Source organism: Boseongicola sp., assembly GCA_014075275.1.
In the GTDB taxonomy this organism is placed as follows: Bacteria; Pseudomonadota; Alphaproteobacteria; order Rhodobacterales; family Rhodobacteraceae.
Genome location: CP046179.1, coordinates 3375704 through 3398287 on the forward strand (window position 1 = coordinate 3375704; position 22584 = coordinate 3398287).

At 54.9% G+C, this 22584-nt stretch carries 23 protein-coding genes; 11 read left to right on the plus strand and 12 right to left on the minus strand.

The annotated features are described in order from the left end of the window. The first annotated feature begins 39 nt into the window (after window positions 1-39). From GKR98_16885 to GKR98_16895, 3 genes are all read left to right on the plus strand, one after another. Window positions 40-2595, plus strand: a complete 2556-nt coding sequence (locus GKR98_16885; GenBank protein QMU59704.1) for a pyruvate, phosphate dikinase — start codon at window positions 40-42, stop codon at window positions 2593-2595. 235 nt (window positions 2596-2830) lie between these two features. After that, window positions 2831-3454: a cell wall hydrolase gene (locus GKR98_16890; GenBank protein QMU60152.1), complete on the plus strand. Its 624-nt coding sequence runs from the start codon at window positions 2831-2833 to the stop codon at window positions 3452-3454. A gap of 122 nt (window positions 3455-3576) precedes the next feature. Next, a complete protein-coding gene (locus GKR98_16895; protein QMU59705.1) occupies window positions 3577-4920 on the plus strand; it encodes a phosphoglucosamine mutase in 1344 nt (447 codons plus the stop codon). On the opposite strand, the gene GKR98_16900 is transcribed toward GKR98_16895, so the two are convergent. Together GKR98_16900 and ilvC are read right to left on the minus strand one after the other, a co-directional pair. After that, window positions 4917-5828, minus strand: a complete 912-nt coding sequence (locus GKR98_16900; protein QMU59706.1) for an EamA family transporter — start codon at window positions 5826-5828, stop codon at window positions 4917-4919. The genes GKR98_16895 and GKR98_16900 overlap by 4 nt on opposite strands. A 70-nt stretch (window positions 5829-5898) precedes the next feature. Next, window positions 5899-6921 (minus strand): ketol-acid reductoisomerase, encoded by a 1023-nt coding sequence (gene ilvC, locus GKR98_16905; protein ID QMU59707.1) that lies wholly within the window; start codon window positions 6919-6921, stop codon window positions 5899-5901. Between the two features lie 132 nt (window positions 6922-7053). On the opposite strand from ilvC, the gene GKR98_16910 reads away from it, so the two are divergent. Both GKR98_16910 and GKR98_16915 read left to right on the plus strand, forming a co-directional pair. Then, window positions 7054-7509 (plus strand): winged helix-turn-helix transcriptional regulator, encoded by a 456-nt coding sequence (locus tag GKR98_16910; GenBank protein ID QMU59708.1) that lies wholly within the window; start codon window positions 7054-7056, stop codon window positions 7507-7509. Further along, window positions 7506-8006, plus strand: coding sequence for an AsnC family transcriptional regulator (locus tag GKR98_16915; protein QMU59709.1), 501 nt, complete (start codon window positions 7506-7508; stop codon window positions 8004-8006). The genes GKR98_16910 and GKR98_16915 overlap by 4 nt, the downstream gene beginning before the upstream one ends. On the opposite strand, the gene GKR98_16920 is transcribed toward GKR98_16915, so the two are convergent. Beyond that, complete coding sequence (locus GKR98_16920) at window positions 7968-9164, minus strand: UbiH/UbiF family hydroxylase (protein ID QMU59710.1); 1197 nt, start codon at window positions 9162-9164, stop codon at window positions 7968-7970. The two genes, GKR98_16915 and GKR98_16920, sit on opposite strands and share 39 nt — an antisense overlap. Beyond that, window positions 9165-9851 carry a pyrimidine 5'-nucleotidase gene (locus GKR98_16925; protein ID QMU59711.1) on the minus strand — a complete coding sequence of 229 codons (687 nt, stop codon included), beginning with the start codon at window positions 9849-9851 and terminating at the stop codon, window positions 9165-9167. A 107-nt stretch (window positions 9852-9958) separates the two neighbouring features. On the opposite strand from GKR98_16925, the gene GKR98_16930 reads away from it, so the two are divergent. Beyond that, entirely contained in the window at window positions 9959-10615 is a 657-nt protein-coding gene (locus GKR98_16930) for an FCD domain-containing protein (protein ID QMU59712.1), read from the plus strand. Here GKR98_16930 and GKR98_16935 read toward each other — a convergent pair. After that, window positions 10575-12290 (minus strand): glycosyltransferase, encoded by a 1716-nt coding sequence (locus GKR98_16935; protein QMU59713.1) that lies wholly within the window; start codon window positions 12288-12290, stop codon window positions 10575-10577. The genes GKR98_16930 and GKR98_16935 overlap by 41 nt on opposite strands. Before the next feature lie 59 nt (window positions 12291-12349). Next, the gene (carA, locus tag GKR98_16940) at window positions 12350-13522 is read right to left on the minus strand and encodes a glutamine-hydrolyzing carbamoyl-phosphate synthase small subunit (protein QMU59714.1); all 1173 of its coding nucleotides are present in this window, start codon (window positions 13520-13522) and stop codon (window positions 12350-12352) included. A gap of 182 nt (window positions 13523-13704) precedes the next feature. Between carA and GKR98_16945 the strand changes: the two genes are divergently transcribed. Continuing rightward, window positions 13705-14169: a GatB/YqeY domain-containing protein gene (locus GKR98_16945; protein ID QMU59715.1), complete on the plus strand. Its 465-nt coding sequence runs from the start codon at window positions 13705-13707 to the stop codon at window positions 14167-14169. 214 nt (window positions 14170-14383) lie between these two features. Here the strand turns inward: GKR98_16945 and GKR98_16950 are convergent, their stop codons facing one another. From GKR98_16950 to ctaD, 4 genes are all read right to left on the minus strand, one after another. Beyond that, window positions 14384-14857 carry a DUF2244 domain-containing protein gene (locus GKR98_16950; protein ID QMU59716.1) on the minus strand — a complete coding sequence of 158 codons (474 nt, stop codon included), beginning with the start codon at window positions 14855-14857 and terminating at the stop codon, window positions 14384-14386. Between the two features lie 30 nt (window positions 14858-14887). After that, window positions 14888-15577, minus strand: a complete 690-nt coding sequence (locus GKR98_16955; GenBank protein ID QMU59717.1) for a hypothetical protein — start codon at window positions 15575-15577, stop codon at window positions 14888-14890. 57 nt (window positions 15578-15634) lie between these two features. Then, window positions 15635-16006, minus strand: coding sequence for a hypothetical protein (locus GKR98_16960; protein QMU59718.1), 372 nt, complete (start codon window positions 16004-16006; stop codon window positions 15635-15637). Between the two features lie 101 nt (window positions 16007-16107). After that, window positions 16108-17772 carry a cytochrome c oxidase subunit I gene (gene ctaD / locus GKR98_16965; protein ID QMU59719.1) on the minus strand — a complete coding sequence of 555 codons (1665 nt, stop codon included), beginning with the start codon at window positions 17770-17772 and terminating at the stop codon, window positions 16108-16110. A gap of 217 nt (window positions 17773-17989) precedes the next feature. Between ctaD and GKR98_16970 the strand changes: the two genes are divergently transcribed. Then, window positions 17990-18868: a phytanoyl-CoA dioxygenase family protein gene (locus GKR98_16970; GenBank protein QMU59720.1), complete on the plus strand. Its 879-nt coding sequence runs from the start codon at window positions 17990-17992 to the stop codon at window positions 18866-18868. After that, window positions 18868-19497: a peptidase gene (locus GKR98_16975; GenBank protein QMU59721.1), complete on the plus strand. Its 630-nt coding sequence runs from the start codon at window positions 18868-18870 to the stop codon at window positions 19495-19497. The genes GKR98_16970 and GKR98_16975 overlap by 1 nt, the downstream gene beginning before the upstream one ends. Here GKR98_16975 and GKR98_16980 read toward each other — a convergent pair. Continuing rightward, window positions 19494-20477, minus strand: coding sequence for a LysR family transcriptional regulator (locus GKR98_16980; protein QMU59722.1), 984 nt, complete (start codon window positions 20475-20477; stop codon window positions 19494-19496). The two genes, GKR98_16975 and GKR98_16980, sit on opposite strands and share 4 nt — an antisense overlap. Window positions 20478-20521: 44 nt before the next feature. On the opposite strand from GKR98_16980, the gene GKR98_16985 reads away from it, so the two are divergent. Further along, window positions 20522-20743, plus strand: a complete 222-nt coding sequence (locus GKR98_16985) for a hypothetical protein (protein ID QMU59723.1) — start codon at window positions 20522-20524, stop codon at window positions 20741-20743. Between the two features lie 357 nt (window positions 20744-21100). Here GKR98_16985 and GKR98_16990 read toward each other — a convergent pair whose 3' ends face one another. Beyond that, window positions 21101-21679, minus strand: a complete 579-nt coding sequence (locus GKR98_16990) for a TetR family transcriptional regulator (protein QMU59724.1) — start codon at window positions 21677-21679, stop codon at window positions 21101-21103. 239 nt (window positions 21680-21918) lie between these two features. Here GKR98_16990 and GKR98_16995 point away from each other — a divergent pair, with 239 nt between their 5' ends. Then, window positions 21919-22413 (plus strand): heme-binding protein, encoded by a 495-nt coding sequence (locus GKR98_16995; GenBank protein QMU59725.1) that lies wholly within the window; start codon window positions 21919-21921, stop codon window positions 22411-22413. Window positions 22414-22584 lie beyond the last annotated feature (171 nt).

The following is a 22584-nucleotide window of genomic DNA, read 5'->3' on the forward strand; positions in this document are numbered from 1 at the left end:
GGCCACACGCGTATTCTGCCCCGCGAAGGAATCTCCGCAGTGCAGAAACACATTGAAATAGAAGACTTTGTTGTCGTTGACCAAACGGCCCCCCTCACGACCACCGCCCATGGTGGTCGTGCCAAATGTCTTCAGCGTCTGATCCGTCTTGATCTGCCGGTTCCCAAAACCGTCGCTTTGCCGTTCACCACGGTCCGCCACATTGCCTCTGGCGCCCTGACCGATACCGCCGCGATCCTCGCCAATTTTGGCGACCGCCCGCTGGTCTCGGTCCGCCCGTCATCCGAGGACCCCGATTGGGGCGGTCCCGGTGCCGTTCTGAACGTCGGCATGAACCACGCGCGCCACACCGACTATGCCAATCTGTTGGGCGAAGATGCCGCTAACCGTTTGTATGCACGCTTTATTCAGATGTATTCGGTGCAGGTCGCGCATCTTGATCCCGACCTGTTTCATCACTCGGGCGAGGTCTCGATTGACACGTTGAAGGCCATGCTGGACGCCTATGAAGACGAGGCGGACGAGCCGTTTCCGCAGGATCCAGCCCACCAATTGTCAGATGTTCTGCGCTCGATGGCGCGCGCCTGGGAAGGCACAACAGCCCGTCTTTTGCGTCAGGCACGCGGTGCCCCGGCCGAGGCTGGATTGGGTCTGGTTGTCCAGCAAATGGCCCCCGGCGTGGGGCCGCCGGAATCCGGCTCTGGTGTGATCCAGTTTGTGTCATCTGAAACAGGTCTGCCCCAGATCAAGGGTCGTTACCTCAGCCAAAGTCAGGGCCGTGATGCCTTGAAAGACGCTGCCGCCGTTTATCTGACCCGCGATGAGCGTGGTCAGTCGCTGGAGGAACTGGCCCCGGAAGCCTTTGAAACGCTACTGGAATTCGGCGCGACCTGTCGCAAAAATCTGCGGGAAGAAATGCAGGTTCAATTCACGTTGGATGGTGGCAAGCTCAGCGTGTTGGACGCCGTGCGCATTCCACGCAGCGAACGCGCCAATGTGCGCATCGCCGTAACGCTGGCCGAGGACGGCGTGATCACCCCGGACGAGGCCGTGTTACGCGTCGCGCCCCGCGCCCTGTCGGAATTGCTGCACCGCCAAATCGACCCCACTGCACCGCGCGATGTGTTAACCACAGGTTTCGCCGCAAGCCCGGGCGCGGCAACAGGCCGCATCGTTTTCAACTCCGCCGCCGCCCAGGCCAGCGCCGCCCGCGGAGAAGCCTACATCCTGGTCCGCCGCGAAACTTCCACCGAAGATATCCGCGGAATGCACTCCGCCCAAGCTGTCCTGACCGAGCGTGGCGGCATGTCCAGCCACGCGGCTGTGATTGCGCGAGGGCTTGGGTTGCCCGGTGTTGTTGGAGCGTCCGAGATCTTGATTGATAGACGGGAAAAGACGCTTACTTTTCCAAGTGATAGAGTGTTTTCCGAAGGCGATATAATCACCGTTGATGGCAGCTCAGGTGATGTTTTGGCGGGCGAAGTTGCCCTGATGGAACCGGCCCTTGACGATGCTTTCCGCACGCTTCTCGGCTGGGCGGATGATGCCCGTGACATCGGCGTGCGTGCCAATGCCGACACCCCCGCCGAGGCCCGTGTCGCCCGTGCTTTTGACGCCGAGGGCATCGGCCTGTGCCGCACTGAACATATGTTCTTCGAAGGCGACCGTATGACCGTTATGCGCGAGATGATCTTCGCCGAGACACCCGAAGGGCGGGCGTCGTCTTTGGACCGTCTTGTGCCTATGCAAGTCGCGGATTTCACAGATCTTTTCCGCATAATGGTTGGTCAGCCAGTTTGCATCCGTCTGTTCGACCCACCATTGCACGAGTTCCTACCATCCGGCCGCGAGGCACTTCGGGACTTGGCGGATGCCCTGCATTTGCCCTTGTCGAAAGTCACAAATCGCGTTGATGCCCTGAAGGAAGTGAACCCAATGCTGGGCCTTCGTGGTGTTCGCTTGGGTGTAACTCTGCCAGAGATTTACGAGGCACAGGCCAGGGCAATTTTTTTAGCCACGATTGCGGCCAGCAAAGACGGTCAGTCCGTCGTGCCCGAGATTATGATCCCACTGGTATCGGCGATGCGCGAAGTCGAATTGGTCCGCAATCGCGTCGATGCCATTGCCGCGGAGGTGCGCACAGAAACCGGCGCAACGTTCGAGTATCGGCTGGGCGTGATGGTCGAAACTCCTCGTGCTGCCCTGCGCGCCGATGAAATCGCGCAACATAGTGCGTTCCTTAGTTTCGGTACAAATGATCTTACACAGATGACATATGGTCTGAGCCGTGATGATGCGGGACGTTTCATGAGCGCGTACGTCAACCAAGGTGTATACCCTGAAGATCCCTTTCATCGCCTGGACGTTGAGGGTGTCGGCGAACTGCTGACTATTGGCGCCGAACGCGGAAGACGTGCTTCGCCTGATTTGACGCTATCTATTTGCGGAGAGCATGGCGGCGACCCTGATTCTATTGCTTTCTGTCGGGCCGCGAATTTCGACTATGTGAGCTGTTCACCCTTCCGTGTCCCGGTGGCGCGACTAGCTGCCGCACATCTGGCGTTAAATGATAAAGTCGACACGAATTCCGCATAAGAATCAGTCCACTATCTAAACGAAACAATATTGACTTTTTGCAAGATTCGATTGTGTGTGAATTCGTCATCACTCTGTTCCCACGCCCGGGGGTAGACGCAAGCTGTTTCATTCGGTATCGGGCAGCACGCATCTTGGTCATTGGGGCTGAATTTGATGCGAAGCTGTAAGGGGCTACCAGATGTTGAAACCCGTCAAACGGGCAACAGCGGTATTAACTGCGTTGGCTTTGGGCATGCCTGCCCTGGCCGATGTTACCCTTAGTGCGTCCAACAATCCCACTGTTACGTTGAATGAAAGACTTGGTGCCTTGTTCGGTGCTGAACGTGCAGTACTGACCTCGTTTGGTTCGGATGACCTTGATCGGTTGATCCGCGTCCCAACTGCGATCCCGGGAAAAACGAAGGTTCCATCAGAAGCGCAGTTGGCTGCGTCGCCGGTTGCGAGTGGTGGTAAAAACTGGTCGTGCCTGACCGAAGCGCTGTATTTTGAAGCGCGTGGTGAAAAGCTGGAAGGCGTCATCGGTGTTGCGGAAGTTATTCTGAATCGCACCGACGGTTCCCGCTATCCCGATACCATTTGCGCGGTTGTTAACCAAGGAACTGGGGAGCGTCATCGTTGCCAGTTTTCCTACACTTGCGACGGACGTCCCGAAACGATCGGCGAGCAAAAAGCCTATGAACGTGTTGGGCGAGTTGCCCGGATGATGATGGATGGTGCGCCACGGATTTTGACCGATGGTGCAACGCATTATCACACCAAATCTGTGTCGCCGCGTTGGTCGCGTGTATTTGAGCGCACGGCAACGATTGGTTACCACCACTTTTACCGCGAAGAAGACCGCATCGCGCGTAACTAACTCGCTGTTTCAATCTGTAAGACTTTTCGGCACTCATTCGCCTTTCCTTGTGTTGGCGACACTGTGAGTGGCGGCGAAGGTGTGCTAGGTCTTTGCCTGAGCAGGAAAGCCGGGAACAGGCAATGACACGCAAACTATTTGGCACTGATGGCGTCAGGGGCCGCGCTAATGCGCATCCGATGACCGCAGACATGGCACTCAGGCTGGGGGCCGCAGCGGGGCGGTATTTTCGGCGCGACGGTTCTCCGGCGCATCGCGTAGTCATCGGAAAAGATACGCGTTTATCCGGCTATATGTTTGAGAACGCGATAACGGCGGGCTTCACTTCTACAGGGATGAATGTCCTGCTTTTGGGGCCGGTCCCAACACCTGCAGTTGGAATGATGGTTCAGTCTATGAGGGCTGATGTGGGCGTGATGATTTCGGCCAGTCACAATCCCCACCATGATAATGGCATAAAATTCTTTGGTCCTGATGGATTTAAACTCAGTGACAGTGCTGAATCCTCAATCGAAGAAATTCTGGCAGGAGAAATTGAACCAGCCGCTGCTGCCAACATTGGCAGGGCAAAACGCATCGATGATGGTCTGTTTCGCTACGTTGAGCGGGTCAAGTCAACATTCCCGGCAGATCTGAAGCTGGACGGCTTAAAAGTTGTTGTCGATTGTGCAAATGGCGCAGCCTATAAAGCTGCTCCAAATGTACTTTGGGAGTTGGGAGCAGAGGTCATTCCGGTTGGGGTGTCGCCTGATGGCACAAACATAAACTCGGGTTGCGGTTCGACAGACACCACACGAGCGGCTGAAGCGGTTATTGCTCACGGGGCAGATGTTGGCATTTGCCTGGATGGTGACGCTGATCGTGTGATGATCCTGGATGAAAAAGGGCACGTTGCTGACGGCGACCAGATCATGGCGTTGTTTGCTGCAAGGTGGGCAGAAGAAGATCGGTTATCCGGCGGGACTTTGGTTGCAACTGTGATGTCCAACCTTGGGTTGGAAAGGTTTCTTAAGTCCAAGAGTCTGATTTTACATCGAACTTCGGTCGGCGACCGTTATGTCGTCGAAGCGATGCGCGCCCAAGGGTTCAATCTTGGTGGCGAACAGTCGGGTCATATTGTGATGACGGACTATGCGACAACAGGCGACGGGCTACTGGCCGGGCTACAGTTTCTTGCCGAAATGCGAAGAACCGAAAGATCGGCAAGCGAGCTTTGTAACGTGTTTGAGGCGGTGCCTCAACTTTTGCAGAACGTCCGCTACGGCGCTGGTAGTGACCCAATGGCGACTGTCGCGGTGCGTGACGCCATCAAAACAGCCGAAGCGCGACTGAACGGTCGTGGACGGTTGCTGATCCGAAAGTCGGGAACCGAACCATTGATCCGCGTAATGGCCGAATGCGAAGATGAGGTCGAACTCAGGGAAGTCGTAGCTAGTATTGCTGATGAAGTCGCTGCCGCAGTTTAGGAATTGAATATTCGACGAAGCGCATTCCACTGGCTTAAGGCGACGCCAATCAGGATCAGCGTCATTGCAATGAACAACGACGGATTCAACTCTTCGCCTAGGATTAAGATGCCAAGGATTACTGACCAAACGGGCACCTGGTAGTTTGTGAGCGACATGAACGTAGGGCCAGCACTTCGGACAACCACAATTCGTAAAAGGTTCGCCATCGCAGTTTGAACAAGTCCCAAGATGACTATGACAACAAGAGCTTGTCTGGACGGCCAGCCTGGCAATCCTTCGAAGAACAACGCCAACAAAATGCTAAATGCCCCGCCGATGATGAGGGTCATTGCCGATAACCCGATAGGATCAATTGGCGGCAATCGCCTTAAGGTGATCGACGAAATCGCATAGCAAGACGCGCCAAAAAGACAAGCCAAACGTCCAATCAACTCGCCGTCCAATCCAGTAGATGCAAACGCGTCAGGGCCGATGAGAACAACGACGCCCGCAAATCCAATCACGAAGCCTAGTAACTTTCGCCGGTTCATTTCTTCGCCGGGTATTAAGACATGAGCAAGGGGAAGGACGATCAAAGCCACTGCCGCCATCGAGACGCCAGCGAAACCAGCTGTCACTGTGAGTTGACCCCATGTGATTGCCATGAACGGTAGAGCGGTGCTCATCGTGGCAATCCAGAAAAGCGTGTTATGGCTCGCGCGTTGATCAGTCAGATACAATTTTCCGCCGCGCATTTGCCAAAATGCTGTTGTCAGAATCGCTGCGAGCAGGATCCGATGCGCCGCCAGCCAGAATGGCGTCATTTCAGCGGCAAGTCCCAGTTCTATGAACAGGAAGGATGCGCCCCATACAAATCCAAGAGTGGCAACTGAAAGCCAGCTTTTGAGAGTGATGTCTGGTTGCATGGCTTTGCCCTAGTAAACAACAAGCCCCGGCGCGACTGCCGGGGCTTGACGTTTCTTACTGGATATCAGCTTAGTTCTTCGCTTGGTCCACAAGCTTCCCAGCAGAGATCCATGGCATCATGCCACGTAGCTTTTCTCCAACTTCTTCAATCTGATGCGCGTCGTTGTTGCGGCGCGTCGACTTGAAGCTTGGCTGTCCGACGGCGTTTTCGAGCATAAAGTCACGCACGAATTTACCAGACTGAATGTCGTCCAGGACGCCCTTCATACGGGCTTTGGTTTCGTCGTATGGCAGGATGCGTGGACCAGAGACGTATTCACCATATTCGGCTGTATTCGAAATCGAATAGTTCATGTTCGCGATACCGCCTTCGTAGATAAGATCAACGATCAGCTTCACTTCGTGCAGACATTCGAAATAGGCCATCTCGGGTGCGTAGCCAGCTTCTGTCAGCGTTTCAAAGCCCATGCGGATCAACTCGACCAGACCGCCGCAGAGAACGGCCTGTTCGCCGAAGAGGTCCGTTTCACATTCTTCGCGGAAGTTGGTTTCGATGATGCCTGAGCGGCCGCCACCGATTGCCGAGCAATAAGAAAGACCAATTTCCAGCGCCTTACCTGAAGCGTCGTTGTTTACCGCAACCAAGCACGGTACACCGCCGCCTTTTGCGTATTCGCCGCGCACGGTGTGGCCTGGGCCTTTGGGTGCCATCATGATGACGTCAACACCTGGCTTTGGCTCGATCAGACCGAAGTGAACATTCAGACCGTGTGCGAATGCGATCGCCGAACCCTCTTTTAGGTTGTCGTGAACGTATTTCTTATAAGTCTCGGCCTGAAGTTCGTCGGGCATGGTGAACATGATGACGTCACACCAAGCGGCTGCTTCGGCGATACCCATGACCTGAAGGCCCTCGGCCTCAGCCTTCTGGGCGCTGGCACTGCCTTCGCGCAGGGCGACTGCCAGGTTCTTGGCACCGCTGTCGCGCAGGTTCAGCGCATGGGCGTGGCCCTGGCTACCGTAGCCCAGGATGGCCACTTTCTTGTCTTTGATGAGATTGATGTCGCAATCGCGGTCGTAGTAAACGCGCATAGTGTCCTCGCAGAGTTTGAATTTTCTGCTTTTGAACTTACACGGCTCGTTCCGAAAGTCGTTTCAATATTGCGTAATATGCCGATTTTACGGTAAGATTAATTCGCTATATTTATTATTATCGGAAAAATCATGCTTGACGAAATAGATAGCCGATTGCTGCGTCATCTTCTAGTCGAGCCTGACTTGGCGACTGCGGACCTTGCCGACCGTGCGGGGCTGACGACGACGTCTTGTTGGCGGCGGCTTGAAAAGTTGACTGCAAGCGGCGTTATTCAGGGTCGCCACGCTGTAATCGATTGGAAAGCGCTTGGCTATGAGGTCGAGGTCAGTCTTCGGGTCACGCTCGAAAAAAGTAACCCGCGGGCTTTCGATGAATTCATGGCGGCAGCCCGCGAAGTACCAGAGATTCATGAGCTTCAGACATTTCTGGGACGTGTGGATGTGCGGCTAGCGATTCTGGCGCGAGATATGCCTCACTATCAGATCATCTACCGGCAGCGCATACTGCCGCTTCCACATATCGCTGATATTGAGGCGTTAATGACAGTGGCCACTGTCAAAACTGATGTGGGTCTGCCGTTATGATTGAGCTAGATCAATCCGACAGGGCTATATTGGCTGAATTGCAGGCTGACGTGACCCTGTCCGCCGGCGAAGTTGGTCGACGCATAAGTTTGAGCCAGCCTGCCGCCTGGCGACGGATCAACCGCCTAACAGAAGCGGGCATATTGGCCGGGCAATACATTTCTCTGGATTTAGAAAAGGTTGGCTTTAATGTGACTGTGTTTCTTGGGGTGAAACTGGCCATCAAGGGTCGCACGAGTATAGAAGATTTCGAGCGGTCAATATCCGCAATTCCGGAAGTCCAGTCTGCGCATCACGTGTTGGGTCTTTATGACTATCGCTTACGGGTTGTCGCGCGTGATCTGGCAGATTTTGAACGTGTGTTGCGACGTAGGATTATGACATTGCCGGGCGTTGGAGAGATTGAGTCGAACGTGTTGTTAAGTGAAGAACGTCGCCCTGGACCTTTGGGAGCTGGATTAGCCACCAAGACCGGCGCGCATGATCCTGCGCCTTAGTGGCGCGATGTCGAATACGGCCTTAAGGCCGAGACTTCGCAGCGCTTGAAGTGGGGGATCGTCCGAGCGGCAAAGTCGATTGTACATATCGATTGTCTTGCTTCGCAGTTGAATGTCAGTCGCGCGGGCCGCATCGTAAGCCTCTAAGAACGCGGCAGAACCCAAGTCATCTGGATTATTTCGAGCAAGTTCGATCAACGTCGCTACATCGTGCAGAGATGTGTTCAGGCCCTGTGCTCCAATTGGCGGCAAGACGTGTGCGGCTTCGGCAATCAGAGCGACACGCTCGCTAGTCAAAGTGTTGGCCGTCTGTGTGACCACTGGGAACGCACGCCTTTGAGAAGATAGCGCCATGTTGCCCAGCAGCTGGCAACTTCTTACGGTCGCAGCCTGCGCGAACTCTTCTGAGCTTAAAGACATCAGCCTTGCGGCCTCGTTCCCGTCATTCATCCATACAATCGCGGAATGGTGCCGCCCGTTGGCGTCAGGTAATGGGACTTGAGTGAATGCACCGCCGCTCAGATACAGCTCTGTCGAGACATTCTCGTGGGGTAGGTCGTGGGAAACAACGAAGGCCAGAGCCTTTTGACCATATCTGGTTGTCGAGTAATCGATGCCACAGGCTTCCCGAAGGGGGCTTGAACGTCCGTCTGCAGCTACGGCAAGGCGCGTCCGGAGCTGAGTATTGTCGGTGAGTGTGACAAAGGCCTCGGACTGTCTGGTTAGGATGGATTTGAACCCAGTGCCTAAACGCACATCCACCTGCTTGCTGTCCAATAGGATGTCGGTCAGAAGCTTTCTTGTAAGCCAATTTGGCAGGTTCCAGCCGAAGGCAGCCGCATCTAAGTCGCTGGATTTAAATGCTCTTTCGGTGCGAATTTGAGGAGGGTGGCCGATACAGTCCACAACGCGAAGTGTTTCCAGCGGGGTTGCGTGGTCTGCTAGTTTTGACCATAGACCGATGTCTTCCAGTAATCCGCGCGCGGGTTCTAAGAAGGCTGTGGAGCGCAAATCAGAACTTGTACTGGACGCGTCGTTTGGTGGCGGTGAAGGCTCTGCAAGAACGACTTTCAGACCTTGGTTCGCAAAGGCGGCCGCCGCAATCAGTCCGGCAATTCCGCCGCCTGAAATGAAAATATCAGCTTGCGTTCGCTCCATTCAACCAACACCAGGGGCAGGTGAGGGGTGAGCAAAGGCATCTTGTGCAATCTGAGACAGGAAGCCCGTTAGATCTTGAGTGGAATGATGAATGAATTCGTGGTGCTCTGTGATGGGTGTGACGTGAACTGTCTGCATTCCCATCTGAAACGGAGCGAGCAGATTGCGGGCATCGTCTTCGAACATAGCCGCTGAACTCGCCTGGATCCCGTCACGTTGTAGTATGATTTCGAATGCAGCGCGCTGGGGTTTTGGGCGAAAATCTGCGTGTTCCACACCGTACACGGCATCGAAAACATTTCCTAACTCCCGCGCATCCAGAACGCGCTGCGCATAGGGTGCTGAGCCATTGGTGTAGACTATTCGTCGGCCTGGCAAGTCGGTGATCCGAGTAGCAAGGTCGGCATCTTTTTCAAGATGATCCATAGATATCTCATGCACATCAATGAGATAGGGTTCCGGATCAGCGTCGTGCTCGGCCATGAGACCTGCCAATGTTGTGCCGTATGATTCCCAATAGTGTTTGCGCAGCCGGTCGGCTACGGTGCGGTCAACGCCAGCAACTCGCGCCACCCAATCGGTCATGCGCACTTCGATCTGATCGAATAAACGCGCTTCCGGCGGATAAAGGGTATTGTCCAGATCGAACACCCAGGAAGTTACGTGAGAGAAATTATCAAATGGCATGACAGCGGCTTAGCTGGATGAACTGGGCGATTCAACGGGGTTGCGCTTGATTCTGCCCCCGCGACCACCATAACCTCGTTGGAATATCTTACGAGCAGGACGATATCATGGCAGATCCACGAAGCGGCCAGAAGGATGCATACCAGCTGATTTTGCGAGCGATAGACCACGGGAAATTTCGACCCGGAGATCGATTGGTTGAAAGCGAGTTGGCGGAGCAATTTGGTGTTTCAAGAACGCCAATTCGGGAAGCATTACAACGGCTTGAGACTCAATCCTTGTTGTCACGCGATGGGCGTTCGCTGATCGTTGCATCGCTGGATCACAATCAAATGGCCGAACTTTATGTGGTGCGCTCAGAGTTGGAAGGGCTTGCTGCCCGACTTGCGGCGCGCCATGCAACGGAAGAAGAAGTGCGCCTGCTTAACACGCTTGTCTCGGAGGATATGGAGCGTGTTGATGACCCATCCGCATTGAGTAGGACGAACCGCAGGTTTCACCGTCAGGTCCATCTGGCGTCGCACAATCGCTATTTGGTTCAGCAATTGGATTTGGTCTATCGTTCCATGGCGTTGATGACCACGACATCACTGGCGGCAAAGGGACGGAGCGCAGCAGCATTGCAAGAACATCAGGACATTGTTGATGCCATTTCCCAAAACGACGGAGATGCCGCTTACAGGCAACTTAAAGGCCACATTTCAAGAGCTTATGAGGCAAGACTCAAGCAGGACGCTGATGCAAGATCGGCTGATTTGCCGTAAGGCCATGGGTGGTTTTGTCCCAGTAAAACGGTTTAAAAATCAACTCTGCCAAACCCTTCCAGCAAGCGATAGCACTGAGCGGGAAGTAAAGATGCATGAGCGGAACCCACCAAATGAGACCGCGATGTTTTGGTGTTGAGACGGCCAGTGCTGCTACCAATAAGGTTGCCACCTCGGAAATGAAGAACAGAATCGCGAGGGTGACGATGATGCCCCATGGTGCAACATCGGTAATTGGGTGTGGCAGACCCAGTGGAATTAGCCAGAAGGACCATAGCACCGGGGCAAGGACGAACTGAGATAGGGTTCCCAGAAAGAGGGCGTGAAAGCCAAAGAAACGCCAGGGCCCGAGTTCGCGCCACAATCGGACGGGTTGGCGCATATGCACCGCCCAAGTGATGGCGTAGCCTTTGATCCAGCGCGAGCGTTGTCTAACCCAGGTCGGCACGGTTGCTGTTGCCTCTTCCAGTGTGACGGACGGAATGAATTCAGTTCGATACCCGCGTCGGGCGAGCCTTATACCCAAATCTGCGTCTTCAGTGACGTTGTGGGCGTCCCAGCGGCCAATACGCTCGAGTATGTCACGGCGAAAGAACACCGTTGTGCCGCCTAAAGGTATGGAAAAGCCAAGACGGACCAGACCGGGCAACACCAGACGAAACCAGGACGCGTAGTCGATCGTAAAGCACCGCGTCAGCCAACTTTGTCGGGAATTATAGAAATCCAGGACGCCTTGAAGACAGGCAACGTTTTCCGGCGCGCGTTCAAAGGCGTCGGCCACCCTGCGCAGTTGATCCGGAGCAGGGGCATCTTCGGCATCAAAAATGCCAACGATCTGGCCGCGCGCGTAGTCCAAGGCGTAGTTCATCGCGCGGGGCTTTGTTTTCAAAGTGCCTGTCGGCACGCGGATGATGGAGATCCAGTTCGGTAAAATGATGGCTGCCAATGCCCTTTCCGTGACGGAATCGGACTGTTCCAAGATCAGCAGGCAGTCAACTTTGGCTTTTGGATAGTCGAGTTTACAAAGCCGTTCGACCAGATGCGCGGCGATATTCTGTTCTTCGTATAAGGGCACGAGCAGGGAAATGGTCGGAAGGCGAACGGAGCCGGGTCCAAAATTGCGGCGACTGAACCAGGTCAGACCGAGACGTCGGGCAGTACGTAATTGCACGATGGCACCGAGCGTCCGTAGGGCCGTGACTGCGGTCAATGTGATTGTCGCCCAAAAAACAACCACCAAAAGCGCCAGGCCAGGATCAGCCAGTACGATCAGTGCCAAGACGGTGATCACCAAAGCCCCCCAGCTTGCCAGCGAGATCGAGTTTAAGCTGCGGCAACTTTCACGCGCTGAAGTGCGGAGGGTGGCCCTGTGCGCCATCGACATGCTGCGTGGGTCCTCAATCAAACTGCGCACTTGTTCTCTGTTCATCTCAACGAATGCGACAGATCCAAATGTTGCTTCCAGTTTTGGATGTGCCTGTTGAAAATTTTCAAATGATTCTGCGCCGACCAAAGTAATCGAGCCTTTGCGTCCCAACGGAACGATGCCGTTGCGCAGCGCATATTCGGTAGAAATGTCATCCAATAAGCGGGCGTCGCAGTGCTGGGGATTTAGGATTAGTGGGCTGCATTTGGACTCGGCAGTGGACGCGAAGTGCAATCTTGAATGTTTCATCGGTAAAGGGCCGTCGACGTCATGTCGCCAGTGGTAGCCCAAACAGAGTTAATTGCCGGTTAAGCGTGCGTTTGCTCTTTGGCGCGTTCGTCCATGGCCGCCGTGAAACGTTCGAACAGATAATAGCTGTCCATCGGTCCCGGACTGGCTTCGGGGTGGTATTGCACTGAGAATACCGGGCGTTCCGTCATCCTGATGCCGCAGTTGGAGCCATCGAACAGCGAAACATGGGTTTCTTTCACGCCGTCGGGCAGGGTTTGGCTGTCAACAGTGAAGCCGTGGTTCATCGAGGTGATTTCAACTTTGCCGGTTTCCAGGTCCTTAACCGGGTGATTTGCCCCGTGGTGGCCGTGGTTCATCTTAACCGTCGTTGCACCCAAGGCCAGAGCAAGCATCTGGTGGCCAAGGCAAATACCAAAGACCGGGATTTCTGTTTGATCAAGAACGCCTTTGATCATTGGCACAGCATATTCGCCGGTTGCCGCCGGGTCGCCGGGACCGTTGGACAGGAAAACCCCGTCGGGATTAAGGGCCAAAACGTCTTCGGTCGTGGCCGTTGCTGGCAGAACAGTAACTTCGCAACCGGCGCTTGCCAGGCATCTGAGAATATTGCGTTTGGCGCCGTAATCAATTGCTACGACACGATGTTTTGGAGCGTTTTGAGGTTTGTAACCTTCGGGCCAAGCCCACCGCATTTCATCCCATCGATAGGACTGGGCGCAGGTGACGTCTTTGGCCAGATCGAGGCCGACGAGACCAGAGAACGCGCGGGCTGCTGCGACCAATGCTTCGATATCGAAGTTTCCGTCGGGATCGTGGGCCAAGGCCACATGCGGCGCGCCCTGCTGGCGGATCGCGCGGGTCAGGCGCCGAGTGTCGAGGTTTCCAATGCCGATACGGCCACGTCGGGCAAGCCAGGTGGACAATTCTTCAGCAGAGCGCCAGTTTGATGGTTCCGTTGGATCCCATTTAACAACAAGGCCTTCGGCGACGGGATCGGCGGTTTCATCGTCTTCGGGATTGACGCCGGTATTGCCGATGTGCGGGAAGGTGAAGGTCACGATCTGACCGGCGTAAGAGGGATCAGTCATGATCTCTTGATAGCCAGTCATGGCAGTATTGAAGCACAGTTCGGCGACTTTTTGGCCCGTGGCGCCGAAGCCTTTTCCGTAGAAAATTGTGCCATCGGCCAAGGCAAGACACGCAGTCGGTCTTTGGGTGGCATCCGGCATCGGGCTGTCCTCGCTTTTCCGTAAACGGTCTGGGGTTTACGTCGGATGTGAGCGGCGGTCAAGGGAAGGACCAATTTCTCTTTTGCAATAAAATCAATCGGTTGCAGATTTTGTCGGCTGTTGATGATAGGCGCGGGTTTGGGTAAGGTCGAAGTTCTCTGAAACATGGGGATGAGGCAGAGATGGATTTACGCAGCCGGATCAATACTGGGTTGAAGGAAGCGATGAAAGAGAAGGATGTCGACCGGTTGTCGACCCTTCGATTGATTAACGCTGCCATCAAGGATCGAGATATTGCGCATCGCTCGGAAGCGGGCGCGGATGATGAGGGAGTTGGCGAGGCTGATATCCTGACTATCCTTGGCAAAATGGTAAAGCAGCGCCAGGAAAGTGCACGCGCCTATGAAGAGGGTGGACGCCTAGAACTGGCCGAGAAAGAACTGGCCGAAATCACTGTAATTGAAACGTTTTTGCCTAAACAGATGAGCGAAGATGAGACCGCCTTGGCGATTGAAAAGGCCATCGCGGCAACCAAAGCCGGATCAATCCGGGACATGGGCAAGGTGATGGGTGTTCTGAAGGGCAAATACATGGGCCAGATGGATTTCAGCCGCGTTGGGCCCTTGGTGAAGTCCAAGCTGGGTTAGGCCCGTCATCGCCAAAAAACTGCCTGTCGGTATCACGTCGGTATTACGTCGGTGGACCCGAACGGTGGGTTTGGGTTTTGTTAACGACTGGATAACGGATTTCGACGCGAAATCCGTTGCGCGGGCGGGCGCCCGCGTGCCTTCGGCGAGGATATATTTGGGCCGATAATGGGGGCAGCTTTCGTCGCCTGTGGGCGGCGGCCTGAACGTTGTTTCAGCGGCTGAGGGCTTCGTTCAATTCATGATACAATGATTGGCGCTCGTCAGGGCTGAGGAAGCGACCGAGTTCGATCTCGCGGCCTGAAGCACTGAGGGTTAGGTAATTTTCGACCGGCCCATCCTTGCGCAGGTTTACGGTGACCCAATGCGGGTTTGCCTGCCACTCGATGCGTTGGCCCTTTGGAGGACAATGGGTGAGGTGGAGATTGCTGGAGTCCAGAGTCAATTCTTCGCGGAGCGACCGCTGTTGACGATTTGTCATGATGGCACGCCAGATACCGGCGAGTGCGGCGACAAAGAAGATCAATAGGACCCAGGCCACTGGCGAGCCCAGAACGGCCAGCAAGGGCAGAGAAAGCATCACTGCGGTGCCGCCGATAAACCAGGCAAATCCGCGCCCGGTCATGGATTGGTGCGGCCAGAGCGTGACTGAGGTTGCGGCAGTGGTATCGGACCAACGGTAGGGCATGGTGTTAGAATAGCTTTTAGCTGTGATGTCTCAAGTCTGAAGCGGGTCAGGCTTCGGTTTTGATACAGGCAGGTTTGCCGTGAGGAGAGCGATAATCTCGGGCTCGTTGCGCAGGTGCGCGCGATCCAGCGGCGTCTCAGGGACATAGTCCGTATCAAGCGCTGTGGGGTCGGCGCCACAGAGCAGCAAATGCGAGATAACTGCCGGGCCGGCAAGGGAGGCTGCCACGTGGAGGGGCGTGACATCCAGGGTTCCTTTGGCGTTTACATCTGCGCCCTTGTCTATGAGCATCCTGGTCGCTTCGGCGTTATCTTCCTCGATGGCCGCGTGGAGAGGCGAGCGGCCGTCATCGTCATGGTGGTTGAGGTCGAGGTCATGCTCCAGAACCCAGGCGAGGGTTGCCTGGTTGCCGCAATCCACGGCGTTAATAACCCAGGATCGACCGATGAAGTTGTCGCTCGTGACGGGAAAGTCGGGATCGCGGGCTTTTTCGGCTTTGAGGGCATCCAAGTTCCCGTCGGTCATGGCCCCATAGATTTCGTAGAAATGATCAACGATCTCCTGTTGGATAGGATCGGCTCTTTTGAACATCGAGTGGAGCATCGCGAACGGGAATATCAGCAGTGTCCCCAGCGCGATGAAAGCCGCCAAGAGACTGACCAGGAGCCAGCCCAGTAAGGTGTCCAGAAGGTCGTATATTTTATCGCGTATTTTTAACATGGTATTTTACAATGAACGAATAAATGCACGATATTGCGGCGAAGGTGAGACCGAGTATTAGGGGTGGCGATAGACCCTGCGCCAGAGGGCGGTTAGGATTAAGACCAGGGTCAGGCAAAGCGCCGTGAGCATCAAGAACCCACCGGCGGCGGCGGCGCCATTGATGGCCGTCAGGATCGCCGGAGACTGAATGAAGGCGTCTGGTGCCAGGCCACGGGCGGCCAGCATAGCGGCGAAGGTGCTTATGAGCCCGGTTGCCCAGAATCCCAACGCATAACGCCGCAAGCGACGGGTTACATCCGACGTGTTCAGGCGTAGCGCGGCGGCAGCTGTGAAGGATACCACAAGTGAAGCCAGCACCAGCATAGCGATCCAGTTAATGTTGGAAACGACATAGTAGGTATCGTGAAAGCTGGATTGCGGGTTCATGCGGCAATCTTAAGGGCGCGTGGTGCTGAGGGATAGACTGCCAATGAAAAAGGGCCCCGGATGATCCGAGGCCCTTTTTATCTTGAATTCAGCGTGCCGCGCTAATGGGCGTCGCCTTTGTCCCAATCTTCCTGTTTTGGCAGGATTTCAAAGGTATGCTCAGGCGGTGGCGATGGAAGGGTCCATTCCAGCGTGTCGGCATGTTCGTTCCAGTAGTTGTTTTCTTCGATGCGGCGACCGGAGATGATCGTCTGGAAAACAATGAAGATGAACAGGATGAAGGATGCGAAGGCCAGGAATGCGCCCCAGGTCGAGACTTCGTTCCAGGTAGCGAAGGCTTCCGGATAGTCGATGTAGCGACGTGGCATACCTTGGCGACCCAGGAAGTGTTGGGGGAAGAAGGTAATGTTGGCACCGATGAACATCATCCAGAACTGAATTTGGCCAAGGCGTTCGTTATACTGCCGTCCCGACATTTTGCCGATCCAGTAGTAGGTGCCCGCAAAGATACAGAACACCGCCCCCAAACTCATCACGTAGTGGAAGTGTGCGACCACGTAGTAAGTGTCGTGATAGGCGCGGTCGACGCCAGCCTGCGACAAAACGATGCCGGTGACGCCGCCCAGTGTGAAGAGGAACAGGAAGCCGAAGGCGTAGAGCATCGGTGTTTTGAACTCGATCGAGCCGCCCCACATCGTGGCAATCCACGAGAAGATTTTGACGCCGGTCGGCACCGCGATGACCATGGTGGCCAGCATGAAGTAGGTCTGCTGGGTCAGGGACATGCCGACGGTATACATGTGGTGTGCCCAGACAACGAAGCCCAGTGCTCCGATAGCGATCAGGGCCCAGACCATGGGCATGTAACCGAAGACGGGCTTGCGGCTGAAGGTTGCGATGATGTGGCTGATGATGCCGAAACCTGGCAGCACGATGATGTAAACTTCAGGGTGTCCGAAGAACCAAAGGATGTGCTGATAAAGGATCGGATCCCCGCCGCCAGCCGGATCAAAGAAGGTTGTTCCGAAGTTTCGGTCGGTCAGGAGCATGGTGATTGCACCTGCGAGCACCGGCAGGGCCAGAAGGATCAGCCATGCTGTGACGAAGATTGACCATGCAAACAGAGGCACTTTGAACAGGGTCATGCCTGGTGCGCGCATATTCAGGAACGTGGTGATCATATTGATCGCGCCAAGGATCGACGAGGCACCTGAAAGGTGAACGGCAAAGATAGCGAGGTCCATAGACCAGCCACCTTCGGAGGTGGACAGCGGCGGGTAGAGAACCCAGCCAACGCCCGAACCAAGTTGGCCGTTACCACCGGGGCTAATGACAGAAGCGACTGCCAGCGAGGTGCCTGCAACGTAGAGCCAGTAGCTGAGGTTGTTCATCCGCGGGAAGGCCATGTCCGGTGCACCGATGTGCAAGGGCATGAAATAGTTGCCAAATCCGCCGAAGAGCGCCGGGATCACCACAAAGAACATCATCAGGATGCCGTGGCCAGTGATCAGAACGTTCCAGAGGTGACCGTTCGGTGTGCAGGTTGCAGCGCTGTCAGCGATGAAGCGCGGGCCTTCCATACACATGTATTGGACGCCCGGGTCTTTTAGTTCCAGCCGCATGTAGATGGTAAATGCGACGGCGATGAAGCCGACGAAACCTGAAGTAAACAGGTATAGAATACCGATGTCTTTGTGGTTCGTGGACATGAACCAGCGGGTAAAGAATCCGCGTTCGTCGTGCCCATGAGCGGCGGCGTCGACCATAGAGTGCCTCCTAGAGTCCCAAATTATTGCGCCGGGATTCTTCCCGATGCCTTTGGGCAAGTTCTAAAGGGCTGGCGGGCAGGGGGCAATGGGCGAAGTTGCTGTTGCACGCGGATAAATTGTCTCAGGGGTTGGTTCATTTGCGACGTGGTGCGTCGAAAAAATAATAGCAGGGCGTAAATTATCGATCAGGCTGGTTGAAAGGGAGGGTCGTGCGATGGGGAATGGTGTGTCACTGAGCGAAGGGCGACTGCCCGAGAAAGCGGTCGAAGACTATTGGCGGGATGGTTTTCTTTTTCCAGTTCAAGTTATGTCCAACACCGGAGCGTTGCACGCGCGGGCCGAACTCGAAGCCATTGAACGTGAGTGGTTGGATGCGGGATTGCCGCTGCCATTGAACAGCTACAAACGGGTGAACGCCCATGTGGTGATGCCATTTGTATGTGACATAGCTCTAGACGCTGGGGTTCTTGACGTAGTCGAGGGTTTGATAGGCCCGGATATACTGGTCTTTTCGGTGGAACTGTTCGTGAAAGAGCCGAAAACGCGCGCGACAGTTTCGATGCATCAGGATCTGACATATTGGGGATTGGGAGCCATTGACGGACTTGTGACGGCGTGGATTGCATTGTCCGAGGCAAGCGTCGCTTCCGGATGCATGGATTTTGTCACCGGTAGCCACAAGAACCCGATACTGCCTCATGAAGATACTTTTGCCGAAGATAACCTATTAAGTCGGGGACAAGAGGTGAAAGTCGATATCGCAGAGGCAGATAAAACCGCCATCGAGCTGGCGCCCGGTCAGATGAGCCTGCACCACGGGCTGACAATCCATGGCTCGGGGCCGAACACGTCGGATGATCGTCGGATCGGGTTAGTGGTGCGCTACATTCGTCCGGATATGAAGCAGGAAGTGGGCGAGCGGGATTTCGCAATGGTGGCGCGGGGTGAGGACAGGTTCAACAACTTTGTGCATGTGCCGGTACCAAAGGCGAACTTTTCATCGGAAGCACTTGCATTGTATGAAGAAATCAGAACTGCGCAGGCAAAAGTGATGATGCGCGGCGCGAGCAAGTCGACGGAGATTTATGCGTAATGGACCAGGTCAAATTCACAGCTATGAAGGACGGTGACAAGGAAGATTATGACTTTCTGACCGAGCATGAGACCGAATACGCAAAAGGCACGGCGGATCGGTTGCTGCACGCGTTAGAGGCGTTGGATGAAAGCCTGTCGGGGTACCAGGTCACGCGGTTAGAGCATTCGTTGCAGTCGGCGACGCGGGCCTGGCGGGATGGGGCGGATGTGGATTGGGTGGTGTCGACCGTTTTGCATGACATCGGTGACATCTTTCCTCCCTATAATCACGACGAATACGCTGCCGCGATCCTCAGGCCCTTTGTGCGCGAACAATGCACCTGGGTTGTTGAGAAGCACGGTGATTTTCAGATGGTGTATTATGGCGAGCATATTGGTGCGGACCCGAAGAAGCGTGAAGCCTATAAAGGGCATCCGTATTTTGAGGATTGCTCGGTGTTTTGCGAGCGTTGGGATCAATCCAGTTTTGATCCCGAGTATGATAATCTGCCGCTGAATTTCTTCGCGCCGATGGTGCGGGAGGTGTTTGCGCGCAAGGCATATGATCCTGATGTGGTGAAGGCCGGTGTGCGGGTGAGTTTGGTCGATGAAGCGGCGGCAGTGCAGCGGGCTTCGGTATCGGCTTAAGTAGCGGATGCGTTCCGGGCGAGCTCTGCTTCGCGTTCTTGACGTTGGATTGCCAGCATTTTCGAATATTGCGGTGCGAAGAATTTGGTGAACGCGCGCACTTCTGGCCTACGGTGCGCTGCTGCCGATGTTAGAAGCCAGGTCGGAACTGTGAACTCTTTGAGTGGCGGAAAGCACCGCACAAGCGAAGGATTGGAATCGCCAATTCCGACACCCATCGGCCCGATCCCAAATCCACTATGGATCGCGGCCATCAAGCCGTTGAAGTCACTGCATTCCATAACAATCTGATCGGGCGTTAAGTGTTTGTTCTGCCATTCTGTGAAGCGCGCCATAACAGTCGTGTTCAACGCCAGAAACTTGTGACCGGCCAGGTCATCTTCCGAGGCCGGTAATCCGTGTTTCGCGGCGTAAGACTTGGAGGCATAAAGAGTGCCTTCTGCCTCGGAGACTTTTCGGCAAATGAGCGTCTTGTCCTCGATCTCATTTGCGTAACGGATGGCGACATCGGCCTCGCCTTTCGAAAGGTCAATGTTGGCGGGGGTTGCGAGAAATTCGAAACTGACATCCGGGTGGGCGTCGGAAAACTCGGCAATGATGGCGGCGAAGTTTTCCGAGAAGACCTCTGGGACACTGGTGATGCGAATGACCTTGGCTTCTAGGTTTTTTAACCCGATGGCTTTGCTTGAAAACGCATTGACTGCGGTTTCGACTTCTGTGGCGGTGACGAACAGGTCATTGCCTTCGGTAGTGGGGCGAAAGCCGCGCGTGTCGCGTTCGAACAATGTGAGCTTTAGTTCATGTTCCAGCGCCTCGATCCGGCGGGCGACCGTGGGTTGGGCGATGCCAAGTTCCTTCGACGCGGCAAGCGTTGACCCGGCGCGGTAAACGGCCAGAAAGACGCGGATGTCGGACCAGTTACGAAATTGGCTCTTCATTTTTGTAGAACAGCACAACGCCGGAGCGGATACCAGAAGCATTGTGTGCCGCCTAGGGTCAGGTCAACGACAACAGGGATTACGACATGACACTGACTTTCAACTTTCTAAGCCTGATCGAGTGGCCTGATCTGAGCAAGCTGCGCTTGCCCGGGCGAGGGCACTCAGGAACGTCAAACGGCATGGACGCGGATTGCATTCACCAACGGCGCGAGTTTTTGAACCGGATGATGTGTGAGAATGCAGGTGCGGTGGAAGGCGAGTTCGGAATGCAGGCGATGATGTCGCAGTTTCCGCGGGAGTTTTGACGGGGCTGAGAGGTTTTGGGTGCCTAATGGGGAATGACTGTTCTGCGGACAGACCAGCCATTAACCGTTGCAGTGTCAAGAGTGGCTCACAGTCCAGAGCTGCCGTCAGTCGGCTTTTGGCGTTGCTTGGTCGAAACCCGCATTGCTGACCTTCGGTAATATCAAGTGCCCTCTATCGCGATCATACCTTGCGATTTCGCTGTCCATTTCAAAGCTCTTCATAGTTTTTGCCAAACGTTACGGATTTTTGGTGCGACAGTTTCAGAGCCTGTCGGCGTGTCGATGGCTTGCAGGCTTGATTGAGAAGCGTGAGCAATCTCTTGCCTCAGTCTTGTTCAGGCCGTCAGGCCAAAACATCTATTCAGCTGTTGCCAAGCGAAGAATCTGTTCGACGTGACTTTCAAGCCATTCATCGTCAAGAGGCTGTCCGGCGATAAGCATTCGGAAGTATGGGGCGGCGATTGTAAGTTCGATAAGCGATTCTATGTTGGCGGCCTCGGAAACCTCGCCGCGTGATCTGGCAGCTTCGAAGACGCCTCGGACAACTTTGTATCGCGCAATGACGAACGTGTTGATCAACCGTTTTGCCCGGTCGTCCGAAGACGCAGCCGCAACGACCTGTGGCGCGATCTTGCCCCAGCGGGTTTCTGTCAACGCAGTGCGCAATGGACCGAGCAACCAATAGAGATCTGTGCGAAGGGGACCATTTGTCTGCGGAGGAATAACCTGTGCTGTGATGGCATGTCGGAATGTGCTGTCCAGAAGTTCGTCGAGCGTCGGCCAGTGGCGATAAAGCGTGCTTCTGGAGATGCCTGAACGTGCGCCGACAGATGCATGAGTGACAGCGATTACGCCTTGCTCTTGAAGCTCGTCAAGGGCTGCTTCAAGCGCGCGCGTGCGCGTCGCGGCAAGTCGTGGGTCTTCTCTTAAAGTCATCTCATTACCTGTATAGTACAGTTTTGTTGCATAGCGATACAGTTTTGTTTTATAGCAGAGCTACTCACAGACCGGATTCGGTTCGGTTTGAGGGTATCGTTTTGGGTTTCGGCGGCAAGCTAGATCGAACGGCACCGAAATCAGGGATGTCTTACAAACATCAGGTGCCAACGCAGCAAAGCATCTGAAACACAACAATCTTCATCCGTGAAGACAAATAACTAAGATTGGAAAATGATATGTTAAAAACAGCCAAGGTTTTTGCAGTTGCAAGCGCGGTAGCGACATTGCCGTATTCGCCTGCCATTGCCCAAAGCCTACCCACCGCCCCCTACCTGCCACTATCAATGGCTCAAGAGGCAGCCGATGCTGCATTGGCGCAATGCGCTGCGGACGGCTTCCAAGTTGCCGTCGCAATTGTTGATCGAGGCGGCAACCTAAAGCTCATGATCAAGGCAGACGGAACTGGACCTCATATTATTGGCGGAAGCATCGGTAAAGCGTTCACCTCGGCAAGTATCGGGGCACCAACTACCTTCTTTGCCGAGATGATTATGAATGATGCAACTCTTGCGGGTCTTCGCGACACGGACTCGAGAATGGTAATTCTCGGCGGTGGTCTACCAATTGTCATTGGCGATGCTCATGTGGGAGGCATTGGAGTTGCCGGCGCACCTGGTGCGCACCTTGATGAAAATTGTGCGATGGCTGGGCTGGAGGTGATTGGCGGCTGACGGCTATCGCGCATCGGACGCGCAAACTTGACCCCTGACAGAAAAGAGCGTCGCGAATGTTTCGCGACGCTCTTTTCAGTGAACGATGTCGCTGTCGGCAGGCCGTCCAATTGGACAAATATCTACGAATGCAAACATTTGCACTTTGGGCTCAAAGCCGTCATTCGCCAC

Coding starts and splice junctions, on each gene's coding strand:
- GKR98_16890 (QMU60152.1), top strand. CDS start 2,831: ATGCCTGCCCTGGCCGATGTTACCCTTAGTGCGTCCAACAATCCCACT.
- GKR98_16895 (QMU59705.1), top strand. CDS start 3,577: ATGACACGCAAACTATTTGGCACTGATGGCGTCAGGGGCCGCGCTAAT.
- GKR98_16900 (QMU59706.1), bottom strand. CDS start 5,828: ATGCAACCAGACATCACTCTCAAAAGCTGGCTTTCAGTTGCCACTCTT.
- ilvC (QMU59707.1), bottom strand. CDS start 6,921: ATGCGCGTTTACTACGACCGCGATTGCGACATCAATCTCATCAAAGAC.
- GKR98_16910 (QMU59708.1), top strand. CDS start 7,054: ATGCTTGACGAAATAGATAGCCGATTGCTGCGTCATCTTCTAGTCGAG.
- GKR98_16915 (QMU59709.1), top strand. CDS start 7,506: ATGATTGAGCTAGATCAATCCGACAGGGCTATATTGGCTGAATTGCAG.
- GKR98_16920 (QMU59710.1), bottom strand. CDS start 9,164: ATGGAGCGAACGCAAGCTGATATTTTCATTTCAGGCGGCGGAATTGCC.
- GKR98_16925 (QMU59711.1), bottom strand. CDS start 9,851: ATGCCATTTGATAATTTCTCTCACGTAACTTCCTGGGTGTTCGATCTG.
- GKR98_16930 (QMU59712.1), top strand. CDS start 9,959: ATGGCAGATCCACGAAGCGGCCAGAAGGATGCATACCAGCTGATTTTG.
- GKR98_16935 (QMU59713.1), bottom strand. CDS start 12,290: ATGAAACATTCAAGATTGCACTTCGCGTCCACTGCCGAGTCCAAATGC.
- carA (QMU59714.1), bottom strand. CDS start 13,522: ATGCCGGATGCCACCCAAAGACCGACTGCGTGTCTTGCCTTGGCCGAT.
- GKR98_16945 (QMU59715.1), top strand. CDS start 13,705: ATGGATTTACGCAGCCGGATCAATACTGGGTTGAAGGAAGCGATGAAA.
- GKR98_16950 (QMU59716.1), bottom strand. CDS start 14,857: ATGCCCTACCGTTGGTCCGATACCACTGCCGCAACCTCAGTCACGCTC.
- GKR98_16955 (QMU59717.1), bottom strand. CDS start 15,577: ATGTTAAAAATACGCGATAAAATATACGACCTTCTGGACACCTTACTG.
- GKR98_16960 (QMU59718.1), bottom strand. CDS start 16,006: ATGAACCCGCAATCCAGCTTTCACGATACCTACTATGTCGTTTCCAAC.
- ctaD (QMU59719.1), bottom strand. CDS start 17,772: ATGGTCGACGCCGCCGCTCATGGGCACGACGAACGCGGATTCTTTACC.
- GKR98_16970 (QMU59720.1), top strand. CDS start 17,990: ATGGGGAATGGTGTGTCACTGAGCGAAGGGCGACTGCCCGAGAAAGCG.
- GKR98_16975 (QMU59721.1), top strand. CDS start 18,868: ATGGACCAGGTCAAATTCACAGCTATGAAGGACGGTGACAAGGAAGAT.
- GKR98_16980 (QMU59722.1), bottom strand. CDS start 20,477: ATGCTTCTGGTATCCGCTCCGGCGTTGTGCTGTTCTACAAAAATGAAG.
- GKR98_16985 (QMU59723.1), top strand. CDS start 20,522: ATGACACTGACTTTCAACTTTCTAAGCCTGATCGAGTGGCCTGATCTG.
- GKR98_16990 (QMU59724.1), bottom strand. CDS start 21,679: ATGACTTTAAGAGAAGACCCACGACTTGCCGCGACGCGCACGCGCGCG.
- GKR98_16995 (QMU59725.1), top strand. CDS start 21,919: ATGTTAAAAACAGCCAAGGTTTTTGCAGTTGCAAGCGCGGTAGCGACA.